Raw genomic sequence first — 20284 nt, 5'->3', positions numbered from 1 at the left:
TGCCCGTAAAGGATGATTATGAATTCAACAATTTGGCTGGCGCTTGCTCTGGTTTTGGTACTCGAAGGCCTGGGGCCGATGCTTTACCCGCGCATCTGGCGACGTATGATTCTGGCGATGGCGCAGTTACCGGACACGCTGCTGCGTCGTTTTGGCGGCGGTCTTGTGGTTGCCGGCATCGTTATCTACTACATGTTGAGTCGCGTCAGCAGTTGAGTGAAATTTATCCTGCAGAATCCTATTTTGTGTACTAAAAGGGCTGTTCATCTGAGAAACCGATGGTAGAATCCTTTTTTAAGCAAACGGTGATTTTGAAAAATGGGTAACAACGTCGTCGTACTGGGCACCCAATGGGGTGACGAAGGTAAAGGAAAGATCGTCGATCTTCTGACTGAACGGGCTAAATATGTTGTGCGCTACCAGGGCGGTCACAACGCAGGCCACACTCTCGTAATCAACGGTGAAAAAACCGTTCTCCATCTTATTCCATCAGGCATTCTTCGCGAAAACGTCACCAGCATCATCGGTAACGGCGTTGTGCTGTCTCCAGCTGCGCTGATGAAAGAGATGAAAGGGCTGGAAGACCGCGGGATTCCAGTACGTGAGCGTCTGCTGCTGTCTGAAGCTTGCCCGCTGATCCTTGACTACCACGTTGCGCTGGATGTTGCGCGTGAAAAAGCTCGCGGTGCCAAAGCTATCGGCACTACCGGTCGCGGTATCGGCCCTGCTTACGAAGACAAAGTGGCTCGTCGTGGCCTGCGCGTTGGCGACCTGTTCGACAAAGCTACCTTTGCAGACAAGCTGAAAGAAGTGATGGAATACCATAACTTCCAGCTGGTGAACTTCTACAAAGCTGAAGCGGTTGACTACCAGAAAGTGCTGGATGATGCGATGGCGGTGGCCGACATCCTGACCTCCATGGTGGTGGACGTCTCTGACCTGCTGGATCAGGCGCGTAAACGCGGCGACTTCATCATGTTCGAAGGGGCTCAGGGTACGCTGCTGGACATCGACCACGGTACCTATCCGTACGTAACCTCCTCTAACACCACCGCGGGTGGCGTTGCGACCGGCTCCGGCATCGGTCCGCGCTATGTGGATTACGTTCTGGGTATCATCAAAGCTTACTCCACTCGCGTGGGTGCAGGTCCGTTCCCAACCGAACTGTTCGATGATATCGGCGAGTTCCTGTGCAAGCAGGGTAACGAGTTCGGCGCTACCACTGGCCGTCGTCGTCGTACCGGCTGGCTGGATGCGGTTGCCGTACGTCGCGCGGTGCAGATTAACTCCCTGTCCGGCTTCTGCCTGACCAAGCTGGACGTGCTGGACGGCCTGAAAGAAGTGAAAATCTGCGTGGGCTACCGTATGCCTGATGGTCGCGAAGTGACCACCACCCCAATGGCAGCGGACGACTGGGAAGGTATCGAGCCGATTTACGAAGTGATGCCTGGCTGGTCTGAAACCACTTTTGGCGTGAAAGAGCGCAGCGGTCTGCCGCAGGCAGCGCTGAACTACATCAAACGCATTGAAGAAGTGACCGGCGTGCCGATTGATATTATCTCTACCGGCCCGGACCGTACTGAAACCATGATTCTGCGCGATCCGTTCGACGCATAATGATGTGGCGGGGTGTGGTATCACACCCCGTACTGCTTTTTCCCCGCCGCTTTATTCATCTTTCCAATCAAATAAATTAGCTGGCAACCATATGGCTGGTTTATCATCAATATGTACCTGGTTTAAGGTGCAACTTGCCTTGTGCAAAGCGTTTCCCCTCCCACCCATGAGGTTGATGTGCAGTTAACGAGTTTTACTGATTACGGTTTACGTGCTTTGATTTATATGGCTTCTCTTCCCGAAGGAAGAATGACCAACATCTCTGAAGTGACAGAGGTGTACGGTGTGTCCCGTAATCACATGGTGAAAATCATCAATCAACTCAGCCGCGCGGGCTATGTGATGGCCGTGCGAGGAAAAAACGGTGGCATCCGCCTTGGTAAGCCTGCAGGCACTATCCGCATCGGCGACGTGGTGCGCGAGCTGGAGCCGCTCTCTTTGGTGAACTGTAGCAGTGAGTTTTGTCATATCACCCCTGCCTGCCGACTAAAACAGGCCCTGGCTGAGGCGGTGCAAAGTTTCCTTCAGGAACTGGACAAGCACACGCTGGCCGACCTGGTGGACCAAAACCAACCGCTCTACAAATTACTGCTGGTGGAATGATCGCCATCCCATCCGCGGATGACAACGGAGGACCCGAAATGTCAAAAGATCCTTTTCAGGAACGAGAAGCCGAAAAATATGAAAACCCGATTCCAAGCCGGGAGTTTATTCTCGATCACCTGTCAAAACGTGAAAAACCTGCCAGCCGCGACGAGCTGGCTGAAGAACTAAAAATCTCCGGTGAAGAACAGATTGAGGCTTTACGCCGTCGCCTGCGTGCGATGGAGCGTGACGGCCAGCTGGTCTTTACCCGCCGCCAGTGCTATGCGCTGCCGGAGCGTCTGGACCTGCTGAAAGGCAAAGTCATTGGCCACCGGGACGGCTTCGGCTTCCTGCGAGTTGAAGGCCGTAAAGACGATCTTTATCTTTCATCCGAGCAGATGAAAATGTGCATGCACGGCGATCTGGTGCTGGCGCAGCCTCTCGGCGCTGACCGTAAAGGCCGCCGTGAAGCGCGTATTGTTCGCGTGCTGGAGCCAAGAACCGGGCTGATTGTTGGCCGCTACTTCACCGACGCTGGCGTAGGTTTTGTGGTACCGGACGACAGCCGCCTGAGCTTCGATATTCTGATCCCACCTGAGGCGCTGATGGGCGCGCGCATGGGCTTTGTGGTGGTGGTTGAGCTGACCCAGCGTCCAACGCGCCGTACCAAGGCAATCGGCAAAATCGTTGAAGTGCTTGGCGATAACATGGATACCGGCATGGCCGTGGATATGGCGCTGCGTACCCATGAAATCCCGCACGTCTGGCCGAAAGAGGTTGAAGCCCAGGTTGCAAGCCTGAAAGAAGAAGTGCCAGAAGAGGCCAAAATTGGCCGTGTTGACCTGCGGGACCTGCCGCTGGTGACCATTGATGGCGAAGACGCTCGTGACTTTGATGACGCCGTATTCTGCGAGAAGAAACGCGGCGGCGGCTGGCGCCTGTGGGTAGCCATTGCCGACGTAAGCTACTACGTTCGTCCCCCAACGGCGCTGGATAACGAAGCCCGCAATCGTGGGACTTCGGTGTACTTCCCGTCGCAGGTAGTGCCGATGCTGCCGGAAGTGCTTTCAAACGGGCTGTGCTCCCTGAACCCGCAGGTCGATCGCCTGTGTATGGTCTGCGAGATGACCATCTCCGCAGCAGGGCGCCTGACCGGCTATAAATTCTATGAAGCGGTAATGAGCTCTCATGCTCGCCTGACCTACACCAAGGTCTGGCATATGCTGCAGGGCGACCAGGAGCTGCGCGAGCAGTATGCGCCGCTGGTCAAGCATATCGAAGAGCTGCATAACCTCTACAAAGTGCTGGAAGTTTCCCGTGCCCAGCGCGGCGGTATCTCCTTCGAGAGCGAAGAAGCGAAGTTTATCTTCAACGCTGAACGCCGCATCGAGCGCGTCGAGCAGACCGTGCGTAACGATGCGCACAAGCTTATCGAAGAGTGCATGATCCTCGCCAATATCTCGGCGGCGCGCTTTGTCGAGAAGAATAACGAGCCCGCGCTGTTCCGCGATCACGATCGTCCGAGCAACGATGCGATCACCGCATTCCGTTCGGTGCTGGCGGAGCTGGGCCTTGAATTACCGGGCGGGCAGAAGCCGGAGCCGCGCGATTACGCCGATCTGCTGGCGTCCATCGCCGATCGTCCCGATCACGAGATGCTGCAAACCATGCTGCTGCGCTCTATGAAGCAGGCGATTTACGATCCGGAAAACCGCGGCCACTTCGGCCTGGCGCTGCAGTCCTACGCGCACTTTACCTCGCCGATCCGCCGCTACCCGGATCTGTCCCTGCACCGCGCCATTAAATACTTACTGGCAAAAGAGCAGGGGCATACCGGGAATAGCACCGAATCCGGCGGCTGGCACTACAGCATGGAAGAGATGCTGCAGCTGGGGCAGCACTGCTCAATGACCGAACGCCGCGCCGACGAAGCGACTCGCGACGTGGCGGACTGGCTGAAGTGCGACTTTATGCAGGATCAGGTTGGGCAGGTGTTCAACGGGATTATTGCCAGCGTTACCGGCTTTGGCTTCTTTGTGCGTCTGGACGATCTGTTTATCGATGGTCTGGTGCACGTCTCGACGCTGGACAACGACTACTACCGCTTTGACCAGATTGGTCAGCGCCTGATTGGCGAATCTGGCGGCCAGACTTACCGTCTGGGTGACCGCGTTGAGGTTCGAGTAGAAGCTGTCCATATGGACGAGCGTAAAATCGACTTCGCGCTGATCTCAAGCCAGCGTGCGCCGCGTGGCGTGGGTAAAACCGCAAAAGATAAAGCGAAGAAGGGAACCGGTGGTGCTCCGTCTAAGCGGCGTCAGGCAGGCAAACGCGTAAACTTCGAGCCGGACAATGCTTTCCGCAAAGAGAAAGACGGTTCAAAAGCGAAGAAAGAGAAGGCCGGAAAGAAACCGAAGAAAGCCAAAGCGCCGTCGGACAAAACCCGTAAAATAGCGGCAGCAACGAAGGCGAAGCGCGCCGCGAAAAAGCCGGCGAGCTGATGTAAACCTCATCCTGCCTCTCCTCCTGAAAGGGAGAGGGGCGGGTTGATGACTTTCAATCCAGACTATGAACAAACCAACACGGGCGAACCCTCGTCCGCAATGAGTGATATCGATGAGTGAAATTATTTACGGCATTCACGCCGTCCAGGCCCTGCTTGAACGTGCTCCGCAGCGTTTTCAGGAAGTTTTCATCCTGAAAGGGCGCGAAGACAAGCGCCTGCTGCCGCTGATCCACGCCGTTGAAGCGCAGGGGATCCCGGTGCAGGTGGCAAATCGGCAGTGGCTGGACGAGAAGGCCGAAGGTGCGGTACACCAGGGCATCATCGCCCGCGTGAAGCCGGGCCGGCAGTACCAGGAAAACGATCTGCCCGATCTGATTGCCGAGCACGAGCGTCCGTTCCTGCTGATCTTAGATGGCGTAACCGATCCACATAACCTCGGTGCCTGCCTGCGTAGCGCAGACGCTGCCGGGGTTCACGCGGTTATCGTTCCGAAGGATCGCTCCGCGCAGCTGAATGCGACGGCGAAAAAAGTTGCCTGCGGCGCCGCGGAGAACGTGCCGCTGATCCGCGTGACTAACCTGGCCCGCACCATGCGTATGCTGCAGGAAGAGAACGTCTGGATCGTCGGCACCGCCGGCGAAGCGGACCATACCCTGTTCCAGAGCAAATTTACTGGCCCGCTGGCGCTGGTCATGGGCGCTGAAGGTGAAGGCATGCGTCGCCTGACTCGCGAGCACTGCGACGAACTGGTTAGCATTCCAATGGCCGGGACCGTTTCTTCCCTGAACGTTTCCGTCGCCACCGGCGTTTGCCTGTTTGAAATCGTGCGTCAGCGCGGTTAAGCAGCACTCTCTCATCGGGGTGGAAACGCCCCGTTTGTGATCCCCCTCCGCGCAGAACCCGCATCTCCGTCCATACTTAATGGCATTGCCACAGATGGAGGGAACAGAATGCGCTGGCAAACCCACACCGTTTTTAATCAACCTATCCCCCTCAGCAACAGCAATCTTTTTCTATCAGATATCCCGCTGCGAGAAGCGGTGGTGCGTGAAGGCGCCGGCTGGGACGTTGAGCTTCAGGCCAGCATCGGCCAACAGCTGGGCTCCGCAGAATCCCTGGAGCTGGGCAGGCTGGCAAACGTCAATCCGCCCGAGCTGCTACGCTTTGACGCCAACGGCGAGCGGCTTGACGACGTTCGCTTTCATCCCGCCTGGCATCTGCTAATGCAGGGACTCTTTGCTAATCGGGTTCACAATCTTGCCTGGCAGGAGGATGCGCGCCAGGGAGCCTTTGTCGCCCGCGCCGCCCGATTTATTCAGCATGCTCAGGTTGAGGCCGGCACCCTGTGCCCGATTACCATGACCTGTGGCGCTACGCCGCTGCTGTTACAGCATTTACCGAAAGCTTTTGAAGCCTGGCGCAAACCGCTGCTTAGCGATCGCTATGATGCGCACATGCTGCCGGGCGCCCAAAAGCGAGGGCTGCTGATAGGGATGGGGATGACCGAGAAACAGGGCGGTTCAGACGTGCTGAGTAACACAACGTGCGCGGAGCCGCTGGAGGGCAGAGGTTCGGGTGAAGCTTATCGGCTGGTAGGGCATAAATGGTTTTTCTCTGTCCCGCAAAGCGACGCGCACCTTGTTCTTGCTCAGGCTAAGGGCGGGCTGTCGTGCTTCTTCCTGCCGCGCTTTTTGCCGGATGGACAGCGTAATGCCGTTCGCCTTGAGCGCCTGAAAGACAAGCTGGGTAACCGTTCAAACGCCAGCAGCGAAGCCGAGTTTTGCGATGCCACTGCCTGGCTTATCGGTGACGAAGGTGAGGGCGTACGCCATATTCTGAAGATGGGGGGATTTACCCGCTTTGACTGCGCGCTGGGCAGTCACGGCCTGATGCGTCGAGCGCTGTCGGTAGCCTTGTGTCATGCCCTTCAGCGGCAGGCCTTTGGCAAGACGCTCATTGAGCAGCCTGTTATGCGGCAGCTGCTGGGAAAAATGGCCCTGCTGCTTGAAGGCCAGACGGCGTTTCTCTTCCGTCTTGCCCGGGCATGGGAGTCGCCCGGTGACGCCCGGCAGCTGGCCTACAGCCGCTTGTTTACCCCGGCGGCGAAATTCAGCATCTGCAAAGCCGGTATTCCTTTTGTTGCCGAAGCAATGGAGGTTCTGGGCGGCGTGGGCTACTGCGAAGAGAGCGAGCTGCCGCGTCTGTATCGCGAAATGCCGGTAAACAGCATCTGGGAAGGGTCGGGCAATATCATGAGTCTCGATGTGTTGCGCGTGCTAACCCGACAGCCCGCGGTAATAGAGATGCTGCACGGCGAATTTGATGAGGTTAAGGGGCAAAACCGTCACTTTGATCGTAGCTGGCGGCAGCTACAGCAGCGCTTGCGGAAACCACAGGAAGAGCGGGGAAGGGAAATTACGCTTCAGCTGACCAATCTGGCCTGTGGGGCGCAGTTGCTTAAATCTCTTTCACCTCCCGCAGCCGAGGCCTGGTGCCGAATGAAGCTGGACGATCGGGGAGAATCGCTTTTGCCCGAGCAGGTCATCAGTGATTTGCTGCTGCGGGCAACGGGAGGCGTGGCTTAATAAAATGGCGGGCCATCATGCGTAAAGAATAGCCTGTGCCCGCCAGCTATCCGCAAGAGAGTTTTCCTGCATCTTAATAATGCGGTACCAGGAGGCTCCCTGCTCGTCAGCCTTCAGCGCGATCATACGCTCGACGTCCTGCGGGCTACCGGAAATATCATTGACCGAAATTAATCCGATTTCATTAAGGCCCGTCACGCAATCCGCGCTGGCAAACTCGGCGGACTGCGCCAGAGTCGGAATAAGGCCAACAGATAACAGCAGTGTAGTTAAGGCAAGAGATCGTTTCATTGTCAGTTCCTTATCAATTTACCCCGAAGTCACAGGGCAGTCCTTCGCTTATTCAAAGCTGACCCCGCTTCCTGAGGGCGAGGTCCATTGTGCAGAAGAAACGATCAAGCGGCGAAAAGCAGTGTAAATATCAATAAATAATGGCTAACGCGACGGCTTATTTCCGATACAAAATAGCCTGCGCATACCACTGGCCCGGTATCACCGTCTCATCATTCATAATGATGAGATAATAATCTGCTTTCGCTGCTGCGGCTTTGTTCTTAATAATGGCTTCTGAGTCCATTGGAGAGCCGCGTACTACGGCGGTCACGGTGCCTATTTTGGTCAATGCCGCAGTTTGAGGACGCTGTATTTCCTGCGGGACATTTGTCGGCGGTGGTGCGGGCTGCGGCGTTCCCTGGAGTACGCTGCAGGCGCTGAGTAACGCCGCCAGAAAGAGCACGGATAGCCGAAGCATGATGGTTTCTCGTTTCTTAACAGTCATAGTGTAGTTCCGGGTTTTGCCGTGAAAAGGGGGAATGTTCCCGATTTGTTATCTCAGGCGTGCTTTTTAATGGCTTTCGAATGAAAATCGATAGCTAGATCTCATCGTTACAATAATCCCCAACTTGCGTTACTTTCCTAGATATTGCCTGCCAGGAGAAGAGAAGATGATCGAAATTTATAACGAGCGGTTTGCCGGCGTCGAAGTTCTGCACGCGGTACCGTCCGGAATGAAACAATTACCGCTGCCAACAGTTATTTTCTACCACGGTTTTAGCTCCTCAAAACTGGTATATAGCTATTTTGCGGTGGCGCTGGCGCAGCAGGGATTTCGCGTTGTTATGCCGGATGCTCTCGATCATGGCGCTCGCTACAGCGGCGATGCTGATGCTCGCCTGCAGCAGTTCTGGCCAATTTTAAAAAACAGTATTGATGAATTTCCGGCGCTTTATCAGGCGCTACTGAGCACGGGCGGCGTCGCCGATGGCAGTCTCGCGGTGGGCGGAGCTTCCATGGGAGGAATGACGGCGCTGGGGATCATGGCGCGCCAGCCTGAAGTGCGCTGTGTCGCCTGCCTGATGGGCTCAGGCTATTTTACGACGCTGGCACAAACTCTGTTTCCACCTCAGGCGGATGTTCGCGAAGGGGTGATTGCGGGGCTGGCAGATTACGACGTCGCCGAGCGGCTTGAGCGGCTAAGCGACAGGCCGCTGCTGCTGTGGCATGGCGAAGAGGATGACGTTGTGCCAGCCGTAGAAACACTCAGATTACAGCAGGCGCTAACAGCTAACCGGTTGGATAAAAACCTGACCTGCGTATGGGAGGCGGGCGTCAAACATCGCATCACGCCAGAAGCGCTGGAAGCCACGAGCCAGTTTTTTGCCCGATACCTGTAAAAAAGCCCCCGCGAGCGGGGGCAAGTCAAACAGGTTTTTTAGGTTGTGGTCTCTTCTCTGGTGTCTACGCGTACTCTCAGGCTACCGGTAGATATCTGCACTGACGTGCATATTGCCGTTACTGCCGGGTTCTCTCATGATTATCGTGTGATAGAACTTCGCGTTGTGCTGGTCCGCATCCTGCTGGATGGCCGTTTCTGCCTCTGACACGGTGGCGAAGTTGTGGTTAATATAAATGACGCCCAGGCTTTGAACGTCATCCATATTCCTGGCCTGGCGGCTGTCGATCTTGATAGCTGCCGCCGCGTTGGCGCTTAACAACAGAACTGCAGCAAGGGCTATAACGATGTTTTTCATGATGCGCTCCACTACAACAGATATGTAATCAGTGGTCGTCGCTCCTGTTAATGGCTGTGGCGGCCTGTTATCAATAAGTGTAATCCCTGATGGCTGAATAAAAAGTGACCATTTCTGATGGTCTCTTTCAAAATATTTAGGCGATCTGCGGGTTTGTTTTGTAATTCACATGCTTAGCCACCCCTCCAGAAATAAAGAGAATTTATTTGCCGGCGGCCTTGAGTTTAGGGGGCGGGGTAAGTATGATTACGCGTCAATTTTTCAGCCGCAATTCAAACACGTTCCTTGCTTCCATGGGCCGCGGCTGACCCTGACAGGAGGCTGAATAATCCGTAAGGAGCAATTCGATGCGTCATTACGAAATCGTTTTTATGGTCCATCCTGACCAGAGCGAACAGGTTCCGGGTATGATCGAACGTTACACTGGTGCAATCACTGCAGCAGCAGGTACGATCCACCGTCTGGAAGACTGGGGCCGCCGTCAGCTGGCTTACCCGATCAACAAACTGCACAAAGCTCACTACGTTCTGCTGAACGTTGAAGCTCCGCAGGAAGCGATCGATGAGCTGGAAACTAACTTCCGCTTCAACGACGCCGTTATCCGCAGCATGGTTATGCGCGTTAAGCACGCGGTTACCGAAGCATCTCCAATGGTTAAAGCGAAAGACGAGCGCCGTGAGCGTCGCGATGATTTCGCTAGCGAAACCGCTGATGATGCAGATGCTGGGGATTCTGAAGAGTAATTCTGATGATGGCCAACCGCCTGGCGCTGTCTGGTACAGTGTGCAAGACGCCCCTTCGCAAGGTCAGCCCCTCAGGAATTCCTCACTGCCAGTTCGTGCTTGAGCATCGTTCAGTGCAGGAGGAAGCCGGTCTTAACCGGCAGGCATGGTGCCGAATGCCAGTTATTGTTAGCGGGCACGCGAACCAGGCCATTACTCACAGTATAACGGTCGGTACGCAAATCACGGTTCACGGGTTCATTACTTGTCATCAGATGAAAAATGGCCTGAACAAAGTGGTATTGCATGCCGAGCAGATTGAATTGATAGATTCTGGAGACTAGCCATATGGCACGTTATTTCCGTCGTCGCAAGTTCTGCCGTTTCACCGCGGAAGGCGTTCAAGAGATCGACTATAAAGATATCGCTACGCTGAAAAACTACATCACCGAAAGCGGTAAGATTGTCCCAAGCCGTATCACCGGTACCCGTGCAAAATACCAGCGTCAGCTGGCTCGCGCTATCAAACGCGCTCGCTACCTGTCTCTGCTGCCGTACACTGATCGTCATCAGTAATCGGTCACGGTCCATTAATACGACTTTGAGAGGATAAGGTAATGCAAGTTATTCTGCTTGATAAAGTAGCAAACCTGGGTAGCCTGGGTGATCAGGTTAACGTTAAAGCGGGCTATGCTCGTAACTTCCTGGTACCACAGGGTAAAGCTGTTCCTGCTACCAAGAAAAACGTTGAGTTCTTCGAAGCACGCCGTGCAGAACTGGAAGCTAAACTGGCTGACGTTCTGGCTGCAGCTGCAGCTCGCGCTGAGAAAATCAACGCACTGGAAACCGTAACCATCGCGTCTAAAGCTGGCGACGAAGGTAAACTGTTCGGTTCCATCGGTACTCGCGACATCGCTGACGCTGTTACTGCAGCGGGCGTTGATGTTGCCAAGAGCGAAGTTCGCCTGCCGAACGGCGTTCTGCGCACCACCGGTGAGCATGAAGTGGACTTCCAGGTTCACAGCGAAGTATTCGCTAAACTGACCGTAAACGTTGTAGCTGAATAAGTTATTATTCACTGCTCGTAAAAACGCCAGCCTTGTGCTGGCGTTTTGCTTTTCTAAGATCGTAATTTTTACTGCGCGCGAATAAAGCTGCCGTTCGGCTGGCGGGTAAACAGCACCTGCTGATCGTTGCCGATATCAATCGTTAAACCCGTCACCACGCCGCTGGCGTTCTGCCTGATTTGCACCATCTGCCCGGTTTGCAGGTTGCTTAGCGGCTTGCTGTCGCCTTCCACCTGCGCCATGGCGTAAACGTCTGCCGGCGGTAAATTATGGTCGCGGAACAGCTGGGCCATTGTCTGCCCGGAGGCGACGCGATAAGAGCGCCACTGCTGATCGATATCATTATTGTCGTGGGGAACGGGAGCCTGAGTTTGCTCTTCCAGCCGAGGAGGCTCAACCGGCGTCGCTGGCACGTTGCTGTTCTTCGACGGTGTCAGTTCGGCCTGCATCGGCGACTGCGATTGCACGGAGAGCTGAGCGTCGCGCGTGACCGGGCGACTGGTGTCGTCTGCGCCAGGTAACAAGAAGCCGAGAATCACGAGCGCAAAGCCAAGAATAATCCCTCGGCGGTGCAGGGGAGGTAACGGATCCATCAGGCGGAAATGATCAGGTGCATGCCAAATCCGCGTCAGCCATGGTTTAACAGCGAATTGCATTGGCAACCCTCCTCTAAATAACACTTATCCAGTATAGAGCGCTAACTGTTTGATGCCTTAAGCAATCCTGGTTTCCGTGACGGTAAACCGCAATTTTGCGTCCGTTTAGGCTATTGTTCCCGTTTCGTTTGCATTTGTCACCATTCCTCCATTGTCATTTACCCTGCGGATTGACGCTGTTATGCTTCGGGCTTGCTTTTAAACATCATGAAAGGAAAATCCATGACAACCCCTTCTTTTGACAGCGTCGAAGCGCAAGCAAGTTACGGTATTGGTTTACAGGTAGGCCAGCAGCTGAGTGAATCCGGCCTGCAAGGTTTACTGCCAGAAGCGCTGGTCGCAGGTCTCCGTGACGCGCTGGAAGGGAATGCCCCGGCCGTTCCTGTTGACGTTGTACACCGCGCCCTGCGTGAAGTTCACGAGCGTGCAGATGAAGTGCGTCGTGAGCGCCAGAAAGAGTTGGCTGTAGAAGGTCAGAAATACCTGGCGGAGAACGCGGAGAAAGAAGGCGTGAGCAGCACCGAATCCGGCCTGCAGTTCCGCGTTATCACTCAGGGCACTGGCCCGATCCCTGCCCGTAAAGATCACGTCCGCGTGCATTACACCGGTAAGCTGATTGACGGCACCGTCTTCGACAGTTCAGTACAGCGTGGCGAGCCTGCAGAGTTCCCGGTAAGCGGCGTTATTGCTGGCTGGATCGAAGCGCTGACCCTGATGCCGGTCGGTTCCAAATGGGAACTGACTATTCCACACAACCTCGCTTACGGCGAGCGCGGTGCTGGCGCCTCTATTCCGCCATTTAGCACCCTGGTCTTTGAAGTCGAGCTGCTGGAAATTCTGTAAAATATCCGCAACCCCGCTCGTCGCGGGGTTTTTAATTGATTAATAATAAATAAGCGTGATTTTATCTTGCATTCACCCATTTTACGGGTGTTTTTGTGAGCTATATCCCGCAGTGAATGCGATTTCACACTCAAATTAAACAAAAAATTAACATTGCCCTTGTGCTTATTATTTATCCCGCCGATTCTTACCCCGTATCACGCAAACAACAACACGTAAAAACAGTCACGGGCCAGTAGAGCCTGAAAAAACAGACAGGTACAGGAAAATACAAACATGGTAGATCAGGTCAAAGTCGCGGACGAAGCTCAGGCTCCGACCGAACAGTCGCTGCGGCGTAATTTAACAAACCGTCATATTCAGCTTATTGCCATTGGGGGTGCCATCGGCACCGGCTTGTTTATGGGGTCAGGGAAAACCATCAGCCTTGCGGGGCCGTCCATTATCTTCGTCTACATGATCATCGGCTTTATGCTGTTCTTCGTGATGCGGGCGATGGGCGAGCTGCTGCTCTCAAATCTGGAATATAAGTCGTTCAGCGATTTTGCCGCAGACTTGCTGGGGCCATGGGCGGGCTATTTCACCGGCTGGACGTACTGGTTCTGCTGGGTGGTGACCGGCATGGCGGATGTGGTAGCGATAACCGCCTACGCTCAATTCTGGTTCCCCGGACTTTCCGACTGGGTGGCTTCTCTGGCGGTCGTCCTGGTACTGCTAAGCCTGAACCTGGCCACCGTGAAGATGTTCGGTGAGATGGAGTTCTGGTTTGCGATGATCAAAATCGTCGCCATCGTCGCGCTGATCGTCATCGGCCTGGTGATGGTGCTGACCAGCTTCCACTCTCCGTCCGGCGTTGAGGCTTCCTTCAATAACCTCTGGAATGATGGCGGATGGTTCCCTAAAGGGATCAGCGGCTTCTTTGCCGGGTTCCAGATAGCCGTCTTTGCCTTCGTCGGCATTGAGCTGGTAGGGACCACTGCGGCTGAAACCAAAGATCCTGAGAAATCACTGCCGCGCGCGATTAACTCGATCCCGGTACGTATCATCATGTTCTACGTCTTCTCGCTGATTATTATCATGTCGGTGACGCCGTGGAGCTCCGTTGTACCGGACAAGAGCCCGTTCGTTGAGCTGTTTGTGTTGGTAGGCCTGCCGGCGGCGGCGAGCATCATCAACTTTGTGGTGCTGACGTCTGCGGCTTCTTCTGCGAACAGCGGAGTGTTCTCCACCAGCCGTATGCTGTTTGGCCTGGCGCAGGATGGCGTGGCGCCTAAGGCGTTCGCTAAGCTTTCCAAACGTGCAGTACCGGCCAAAGGCTTAACCTTCTCCTGTATCTGCCTGCTGGGTGGGGTGGTGATGCTCTACGTGAACCCGAACGTGATTGCGGCCTTTACCATGATCACCACGGTTTCCGCAATTCTGTTCATGTTCGTCTGGACCATCATTCTTTGCTCGTACCTGGTCTATCGCAAACAGCGTCCTCACCTGCACGAGAAGTCCATCTACAAGATGCCGCTGGGCAAGCTGATGTGCTGGGTGTGCATGGCGTTCTTCGTCTTTGTGCTTGTCCTGCTGACGCTGGAAGAGGATACCCGTCAGGCGCTGATCGTCACGCCGCTGTGGTTCATCGTCCTGGGGGCTGGCTGGCTCTTTGTTGGCAAGAAGCGCCTGGCGAATATCGGCAAATAGCCGGGTTGGTATCAGGACTAAAAAAAACCTCTCCCTGTCCGGGGAGAGGTTTTAGCAGAGGGAAGCGTTCAGTTATTCACCGCGTAACGCTCTTGGGAACAGGACGTTATTCTCCAGGCTGATGTGGTTCATCAGATCTTCAATCAGCTCGTTAATCCCGTTATACATCGCTTTCCACGTCGTGCAGGCTTCCGGCGGCGGCGTGACGTTATGGGTGGTGTGTTTGATAACCTCCAGCAGCTCGCCGGCATCATCATGCTCGCTTTCCATCACGCTGATTGGCCCCCCGGCCTGAGCGCCCATGCCCTGCTTAATCATCGGGAACAGGATCTGCTCCTCTTTCATCATGTGGCTGCCCAGCTCCTGATGCAGCATGATGAGGTATTTTGCCAGCCCCTTCGGCACATTGGGTTTATCGGCATGTACACGCTCTACCTTGGTCGCCTGCAGAATGAGTTCCGGCAGCTGCTCGCGGTGGCGGTCATGAAAGCGCACGATTATGTGATCGATAATCTCTGCCAGCGGGGCCGCCCGCCAGTCTTTCTCCGCCGGTTCTTCGGCTAATGCGGCAAGCTGTGCCTCAATCTCTTCAAGATTAAGCTCCTTGCGGGTCGCCGCGCGCAGCAGCGTTTGCTTACCGCCGCAGCAAAAATCCAGGTCCAGTTTACGGAACAGCGCGGAAGCGCGTGGGATAGTCAGCGCCAGTTCGCCTAAAGGTTGATCGCGGTAGGCCATAGCAGGATCCTCATAGTGAAATATAAGATGTATTTTAAATGCATCTTTATGGGATCACTATAACCCTTTCGGGGCAGCCTGCATAGCGAGAGCTGGATCACAAAAAAACTTTTTTCTTTAACATACTGAATGATTACAAAAAATCCCCAAAAATGGTGGTTTATCAGAGAGGCAACATAAATAACCCGGGGATGCTGCCGATAGTTAGAGGTTGGACAATATCTGCATAAGAAAAGGCTATACATGTTTAAAAGAATGAAAGTGATCACCTTACTCATCTCCGTATTGATAGTGCTGGGCGTTATGCAGCTTCTGTCAGCGGCGGTTTTCCTCAACGCCCTCAATAACGATAAGAGCAACTTCAACGTCTCCCAGCTCGCCAGTCAGAACGTTGCCGAATTTACCGATGCCTGGATCGGCCTTAACCAGGCGCGCGTGACGCTGAACCGCGGCATGCTGCGTATTCAGGGAAGCCTGGCGAGTCAGATTAACGGCGGGCAGCTGCAGGAGCTGGTTACCACGACCAATGCGCTGCTGGCGGAGGCGCAAAGCCATTTCGAAAAATATCAGGCGCTGCCGGATACCCCAGGTTTACGTCCGCACCTGAGCGATGAACTGGAGGCGCAATATCACAACTACTCTTCTGCGCTCGCCAAAATGAACACCTTCCTGGCGCAGAGCGAGCTGGAACAGATGTTCAAGCAAAATGCGGAGCAGAAGCAGGTTGCGATGCAGAAGGTCTACCGCGAATGGCGCAACGAACAGGCGGATCTCTCCAGCGCAGGCGTCCGCGATAATCAGGCTGACTATCAGCGGATTTTGTGGATCCTTGGCGCCATTATGCTGTGCGTGATGGGGGTGATCGTGGTGAGCTGGGTGGCGATGCGTCGCGTCCTGCTGATGCCGCTGCGCGAGGTGATGGACCATATTCGTGCCATCGCCGCGGGCGACCTGACCCAGCCTATTGATGCCCAGGGCAAAAACGAAATGGCGCTGCTGGCCAACAGCGTACAAGAGATGCAGATCGCACTGGCAAATACGGTCAGCGTGGTGCGCGACGGCGCCGACACAATTTATACCGGGGCCGGTGAAATTTCCGCTGGCAGCAACGATCTCTCTTCCCGCACTGAACAGCAGGCGGCTTCGCTTGAGGAGACGGCCGCCAGCATGGAGCAGCTCACTGCCACGGTGAAGCAAAACGCCGATAACGCTCGTCAGGCTTCACGTCTTGCGTTGGATGCCTCAACGACCGCGAAGAAAGGCGGAAACGTGGTGGAGGGCGTGGTACGCACGATGGACGAGATCGCCACCAGCTCAAGCAAAATTGCCCAAATCACCAGCGTTATCGACGGCATAGCATTCCAGACCAACATCCTGGCGCTTAATGCCGCGGTGGAAGCGGCGAGAGCGGGCGAGCAGGGTCGTGGTTTTGCCGTGGTTGCCGGTGAGGTGCGGACGCTTGCCCAGCGCAGCGCGCAGGCGGCAAAAGAGATTAAAGCCCTGATTGATGACTCCGGCGAACGGGTGAATGCGGGTTCTGAGCTGGTGAATGAAGCAGGCAAAACGATGGCGGAAATTGTCAGCGCCGTCACGAGGGTCACCGACATTATGGGCGAGATTGCTTCCGCATCGGACGAACAAAGCCGCGGGATCGACCAGGTTGGGCAGGCCGTCGCTGAGATGGACCGTGTGACCCAGCAAAATGCCTCGCTGGTGGAAGAGTCGGCTGCTGCAGCGGGTGCGCTGGAAGAGCAGGCTTCTCGCCTGAACGAGGCGGTAGCGGTATTTAAAATCAACCGCCGTTCCCCGGCTCTGGCGAAAGCCAGCCAGGTAAAAGTGCCGCCGCTAAAAGCAAAACAGGTGATGCCGGTTTCGGAAGCGAACTGGGAAACCTTCTAAACAAATCCCGGCAACCTCAAGCCGGGATCTTTTTCTCTCAGGCCGGGCTTAGCCCCGGCTTTTTTATGCCTCAGAAACCGGCACTACCGTGGTTTTTTCCGGTTTTGCACCAACCGACAGTATCACGCCAGCCGTCAGGCATAGCACCCCGCACAGCGTCAGCAGCGGCGGCCAGCTCTGGCGAATCATAAAGTTGTAGGCCAGGCCTGCTAAGATCTCAAAGACGATCAGCGGGCCGACAATGACCGTTGGCAGGCGCTGGCAGGCAATATTCCAGCACAGATTTCCCAGCCACGAACAGAGAATGGCAATCGCCAGCATTAGAGTGATAAACACTTCCGGACGCGGGCCAAAGGGCAGGGTAAAGCCCGTCTCGTGGCCGCCCATCCAGAGGCACACGCCGATATAGCCGATAAGCGAGAAGGGCAGCGTCGAAAGCCCCTGCGCCGTTGCCCACATCATGGGATTTTTGTCCGGGTTCTCGCGCAGCCAGCGGGCATTGCGCAGGGCATACCAGGCCCAGCAGGCAACCGAAACAAACGCCAGCAAAATACCGCTTACGTAGCGCCACCAGCTAAAATCGGCCTGCTCGCCACCAAGTTCGGCGCTATTCACCATCAGCAGGCCAGCGGCAATCACCACCAGCGCAGGGGCAAGACGTTTCCACGGCAGCTTGCCGTCCCTTTTGCTGTACAGCAGGTTAGCAAACAGGGGGATAACAACCGGCAGCGTGCCGATGATCATCGTCGCAATAGGCGCGCCAGTGCGCTGAATGGCGCTGGCCAGGCAGACGTAATAAATCAGGTTACCCACGCTCGAGAGCTTAAGAGCGGTAAACCAGTCCCTGCGGCTTAGCTCACGCAAACGCCTGCGCCCAAGCCAGGCAATGGGTATGGCAATCAATCCCAGCGCCAGATAGCGCCCGGTCGACTGCAGGGCAGCCGGGTAGTCCGGGACGATGATCGGCCCAACGAAAATCAATCCCCACATCAGCCCCGCCAGCAGGGCATATAACACGCCACTTAACATCTTTATTTTCCGCAATTACACAATTTGGCAGCAGTGTAGGGGCGTGGCGCAACGGCGTATTGTACCAGGTTGCTGTCTTGTTAGCGGGTGACCTGTTTTTGGTAGCGAACCGGAGTAATGCCGTAGCGCTGGGCAAACGCCCTCGTCAGGTGCGCCTGGTCCGTCAGCCCGCTGGCCGCGGCGACCTGGGCTGCTGGCATACCGTTGGTAAGGAACTGCTTGGCGTGCCACAGGCGGATAGCCATCAGCATCTGGTGCGGGGTAACATGATAGCAGGCTTTGAACTGCCGCTGAAAATGGTAGGGGCTCAGGGAGACCAGCGAAGCTAAATCTTCAAGGGTGATGGTCTGCATATAGTTGTCGTAGAGATACTCGCGCACCAGGGCGAAGCGGTTGGCCGCCTCTGGAAGGCCGGGCAGATGGCGGGCGTAGGGGCGAAAAGCCTCGACGAGGTTGAGCAGCAGCCCCTGCTGGGTCAGCGTGTCTTCGGCCTGCCACAGGCCAGCGATAAACTGCGAGACCTGGCGAGCGCGGGCGGGATCGTGATTCACGGCGGCGTTGAACCACCAGCTTCTCTCCCCGGTCAGCGACTCCAGCAGATCGGGCTGCAGATAAATCATACGGTACTGCCAGCCGTCTTCGCTGGCGGCTTCGCCGGTATGCAGTTCGTCCGGGTTCATCAGCACTAGCGAATCCGTGGGCGCAACCAGCTGCTCGCCGCGATAGCGGAAGCGTTCTGCTCCCCAGGTGATGGCCCCGATGCCGAAGGCTTCGTGGGTATGGGGCTCAAAGGCGTACTTCGCAATATGGGCGTGATAAAGCTCAACGCCCGGCAGCTGCGGCAAATGCCGGAACTGGGCGCTGTCTTTTTCATCGCTAAACTGCTCGGGAACTCCCTGCACGCTCTGTCTCTCCTCGCGGGCTCTCCCGTCATTATAGAGATCTCCTCGTGCAGGGCTAGTTATTAACTATTTTTTAACAATTACAGCGCGCTTTTGACGCTGTCGCTAAGCGAGGTGGTTGCGCGACCAATCAGTTTGCTGAGCTGGTGGCCGTCGTCAAACAGCCCGCCTTTTTCCGCGCCTGCATCGGAGTTCGCCAGCAGCGCCGCAAAACCTTCCGGCAGGCCTGCGCCCTGAAGTGCGGCTTTAAAATCTGCTTCATCCAGGTTCTGATAAACCACCGGCTTGCCGCTCTGCTGGCTTACCTCCGCCGCCAGTTCGGCCAGCGTCCAGCCGTGGTCGCCCGCCAGCTCATAAACTTTGCCGGCCTGGTTATCCAGCGTCAGTACTTTAGCCGCCGCCGCCGCGTAGTCTGCTCGCGTAGCCGAGGCAATCTTGCCTTCCCCGGCGCTGCCGATAAACACGCCGTGCTGAATCGCCGGCGGCACGCTGGCCAGATAGTTTTCGGTATACCAGCCGTTACGCAGCAGCACGAACGGTACGCCAGACTCTTTGAGCTGCCGCTCTGTGACAATATGCTCCTCGGCGAGAGCCAGCGGAGAGCGGTCGGCATGCAGCAGGCTGGTATAAGCAATGAGCTTAACGCCCGCCTGTTTAGCCGCAGCAATAATGTTGCTGTGCTGAGCCGCCCGCTGCCCAACCTCGCTGGAGGAGATCAGCAGCACTTTCTCCACCCCGGAGAAAGCCTTCGTCAGGGCGGAGATATCGCCGTAATCCGCCGTGCGTACCTGCACGCCGCGGCCGGAAAAATCTTCTACTTTTGCGGGGTTGCGTACAACGGCAACGATCTCTTCGGCCTTCACCGCTTTCAGTAAATCTTCAATCACAAGGCGGCCTAGCTGGCCGGATGCTCCGGTAATCGCAATCATGATCAATCTCCTGAGTGATGTTTCGAACAAGTTGTGTCACACTAACACCCTAGCTAACTTTTGGTAAGTACGCACAAAAAGGTAAGTGTTAAATGAGTGAAATCGGCGAAACGCCCATGACGCTGGGCGAGCAAATGCGCACCGGCAATCTGTTCAGCGATAAATGCCCGTCGCGGGACGTGCTGAAACACGTGACCAGCCGCTGGGGTGTTTTAATTTTAGTGGCATTACAGGACGGCACCCATCGCTTTAGCGATTTAAGGCGCAAGATGGGCGGCGTGAGCGAGAAAATGCTGGCGCAGACGCTGCAGTGGCTTGAGGCAGACGGCTTTGTGGATCGCAAATCCTACCCGGTTGTGCCGCCGCACGTGGAGTACACGCTGACCCCAATGGGGCATGAAATTGCCGATAAAGTGGCCGCCCTGGCCGACTGGATCGAAGAGAATTGGCCGCAGGTACAGGCGTCCCGCATGAAACGGGACGCCTGAGC

The 20284-nt window shown here is 55.7% G+C and carries 23 protein-coding genes; 15 read left to right on the top strand and 8 right to left on the bottom strand.

Annotated elements, in window-relative coordinates:
- Positions 1-18 precede the first annotated feature (18 nt).
- The 6 genes from EL098_RS19930 to EL098_RS19905 all read left to right on the top strand — a co-directional run bounded on the left by EL098_RS19930 (position 19) and on the right by EL098_RS19905 (position 7293).
- Positions 19-216, top strand: coding sequence for a DUF2065 domain-containing protein (locus tag EL098_RS19930; protein WP_126357766.1), 198 nt, complete (start codon positions 19-21; stop codon positions 214-216).
- A 102-nt stretch (positions 217-318) separates the two neighbouring features.
- Positions 319-1617: an adenylosuccinate synthase gene (locus tag EL098_RS19925; protein ID WP_126357765.1), complete on the top strand. Its 1299-nt coding sequence runs from the start codon at positions 319-321 to the stop codon at positions 1615-1617.
- Positions 1618-1794: 177 nt separating this feature from the next.
- The gene (gene nsrR, locus EL098_RS19920) at positions 1795-2220 is read left to right on the top strand and encodes a nitric oxide-sensing transcriptional repressor NsrR (protein WP_038476199.1); all 426 of its coding nucleotides are present in this window, start codon (positions 1795-1797) and stop codon (positions 2218-2220) included.
- A 38-nt stretch (positions 2221-2258) separates the two neighbouring features.
- Entirely contained in the window at positions 2259-4703 is a 2445-nt protein-coding gene (rnr, locus tag EL098_RS19915; RefSeq protein WP_126357764.1) for a ribonuclease R, read from the top strand.
- 115 nt (positions 4704-4818) lie between these two features.
- Positions 4819-5550 carry a 23S rRNA (guanosine(2251)-2'-O)-methyltransferase RlmB gene (gene rlmB / locus EL098_RS19910; RefSeq protein ID WP_126357763.1) on the top strand — a complete coding sequence of 244 codons (732 nt, stop codon included), beginning with the start codon at positions 4819-4821 and terminating at the stop codon, positions 5548-5550.
- 108 nt (positions 5551-5658) lie between these two features.
- Positions 5659-7293: an isovaleryl-CoA dehydrogenase gene (locus EL098_RS19905; protein WP_126357762.1), complete on the top strand. Its 1635-nt coding sequence runs from the start codon at positions 5659-5661 to the stop codon at positions 7291-7293.
- A 15-nt stretch (positions 7294-7308) separates the two neighbouring features.
- Here EL098_RS19905 and yjfN read toward each other — a convergent pair whose 3' ends face one another.
- Entirely contained in the window at positions 7309-7584 is a 276-nt protein-coding gene (gene yjfN / locus EL098_RS19900) for a DUF1471 family protease activator YjfN (protein WP_126357761.1), read from the bottom strand.
- A gap of 157 nt (positions 7585-7741) precedes the next feature.
- On the bottom strand, positions 7742-8071 hold the full coding sequence (gene bsmA, locus EL098_RS19895; protein ID WP_126357760.1) for a biofilm peroxide resistance protein BsmA: 330 nt from the start codon (positions 8069-8071) through the stop codon (positions 7742-7744).
- Between the two features lie 166 nt (positions 8072-8237).
- On the opposite strand from bsmA, the gene yjfP reads away from it, so the two are divergent.
- Positions 8238-8966 carry an esterase gene (yjfP, locus tag EL098_RS19890; protein WP_126357759.1) on the top strand — a complete coding sequence of 243 codons (729 nt, stop codon included), beginning with the start codon at positions 8238-8240 and terminating at the stop codon, positions 8964-8966.
- 81 nt (positions 8967-9047) lie between these two features.
- Here the strand turns inward: yjfP and yjfY are convergent, their stop codons facing one another.
- Positions 9048-9323 (bottom strand): DUF1471 family protein YjfY, encoded by a 276-nt coding sequence (gene yjfY, locus EL098_RS19885; protein ID WP_126357758.1) that lies wholly within the window; start codon positions 9321-9323, stop codon positions 9048-9050.
- 347 nt (positions 9324-9670) lie between these two features.
- On the opposite strand from yjfY, the gene rpsF reads away from it, so the two are divergent.
- Genes rpsF through rplI form a run of 4 tightly spaced genes read left to right on the top strand, consistent with a single transcriptional unit; the run spans position 9671 to position 11112 of the window.
- The gene (rpsF, locus tag EL098_RS19880) at positions 9671-10066 is read left to right on the top strand and encodes a 30S ribosomal protein S6 (RefSeq protein WP_038476158.1); all 396 of its coding nucleotides are present in this window, start codon (positions 9671-9673) and stop codon (positions 10064-10066) included.
- A gap of 8 nt (positions 10067-10074) precedes the next feature.
- The gene (gene priB, locus EL098_RS19875) at positions 10075-10389 is read left to right on the top strand and encodes a primosomal replication protein N (protein WP_008460409.1); all 315 of its coding nucleotides are present in this window, start codon (positions 10075-10077) and stop codon (positions 10387-10389) included.
- Between the two features lie 4 nt (positions 10390-10393).
- Positions 10394-10621 (top strand): 30S ribosomal protein S18, encoded by a 228-nt coding sequence (rpsR, locus tag EL098_RS19870; RefSeq protein WP_000135199.1) that lies wholly within the window; start codon positions 10394-10396, stop codon positions 10619-10621.
- Positions 10622-10662: 41 nt separating this feature from the next.
- Entirely contained in the window at positions 10663-11112 is a 450-nt protein-coding gene (rplI, locus tag EL098_RS19865) for a 50S ribosomal protein L9 (protein ID WP_126357757.1), read from the top strand.
- Positions 11113-11180: 68 nt separating this feature from the next.
- On the opposite strand, the gene EL098_RS19860 is transcribed toward rplI, so the two are convergent.
- On the bottom strand, positions 11181-11774 hold the full coding sequence (locus EL098_RS19860) for an OapA family protein (RefSeq protein ID WP_126357756.1): 594 nt from the start codon (positions 11772-11774) through the stop codon (positions 11181-11183).
- A gap of 216 nt (positions 11775-11990) precedes the next feature.
- Between EL098_RS19860 and fklB the strand changes: the two genes are divergently transcribed.
- The gene (fklB, locus tag EL098_RS19855; protein ID WP_008460415.1) at positions 11991-12611 is read left to right on the top strand and encodes an FKBP-type peptidyl-prolyl cis-trans isomerase; all 621 of its coding nucleotides are present in this window, start codon (positions 11991-11993) and stop codon (positions 12609-12611) included.
- Positions 12612-12887: 276 nt separating this feature from the next.
- Entirely contained in the window at positions 12888-14300 is a 1413-nt protein-coding gene (gene cycA / locus EL098_RS19850; protein ID WP_126357755.1) for a D-serine/D-alanine/glycine transporter, read from the top strand.
- 72 nt (positions 14301-14372) lie between these two features.
- Here the strand turns inward: cycA and ytfE are convergent, their stop codons facing one another.
- The gene (gene ytfE, locus EL098_RS19845; protein WP_126357754.1) at positions 14373-15035 is read right to left on the bottom strand and encodes an iron-sulfur cluster repair protein YtfE; all 663 of its coding nucleotides are present in this window, start codon (positions 15033-15035) and stop codon (positions 14373-14375) included.
- Between the two features lie 243 nt (positions 15036-15278).
- Here ytfE and EL098_RS19840 point away from each other — a divergent pair, with 243 nt between their 5' ends.
- A complete protein-coding gene (locus EL098_RS19840; RefSeq protein ID WP_126357753.1) occupies positions 15279-16934 on the top strand; it encodes a methyl-accepting chemotaxis protein in 1656 nt (551 codons plus the stop codon).
- A gap of 63 nt (positions 16935-16997) precedes the next feature.
- On the opposite strand, the gene EL098_RS19835 is transcribed toward EL098_RS19840, so the two are convergent.
- The 3 genes from EL098_RS19835 to EL098_RS19825 all read right to left on the bottom strand — a co-directional run bounded on the left by EL098_RS19835 (position 16998) and on the right by EL098_RS19825 (position 19794).
- A complete protein-coding gene (locus EL098_RS19835; protein WP_126357752.1) occupies positions 16998-17963 on the bottom strand; it encodes a DMT family transporter in 966 nt (321 codons plus the stop codon).
- Positions 17964-18043: 80 nt separating this feature from the next.
- Positions 18044-18865 (bottom strand): AraC family transcriptional regulator, encoded by an 822-nt coding sequence (locus tag EL098_RS19830; RefSeq protein WP_126357751.1) that lies wholly within the window; start codon positions 18863-18865, stop codon positions 18044-18046.
- An 80-nt stretch (positions 18866-18945) separates the two neighbouring features.
- A complete protein-coding gene (locus EL098_RS19825) occupies positions 18946-19794 on the bottom strand; it encodes an SDR family oxidoreductase (protein ID WP_126357750.1) in 849 nt (282 codons plus the stop codon).
- A 92-nt stretch (positions 19795-19886) separates the two neighbouring features.
- Between EL098_RS19825 and EL098_RS19820 the strand changes: the two genes are divergently transcribed.
- Positions 19887-20282: a winged helix-turn-helix transcriptional regulator gene (locus tag EL098_RS19820; RefSeq protein WP_126357749.1), complete on the top strand. Its 396-nt coding sequence runs from the start codon at positions 19887-19889 to the stop codon at positions 20280-20282.
- Positions 20283-20284: the final 2 nt, after the last annotated feature.

It is taken from the genome of Cedecea lapagei (genome assembly GCF_900635955.1).
GTDB lineage: Bacteria > Pseudomonadota > Gammaproteobacteria > Enterobacterales > Enterobacteriaceae > Cedecea > Cedecea lapagei.
The sequence above is the reverse complement of the archived record's forward strand: the minus strand, read 5'-3'. Positions and strand labels throughout refer to the sequence as shown.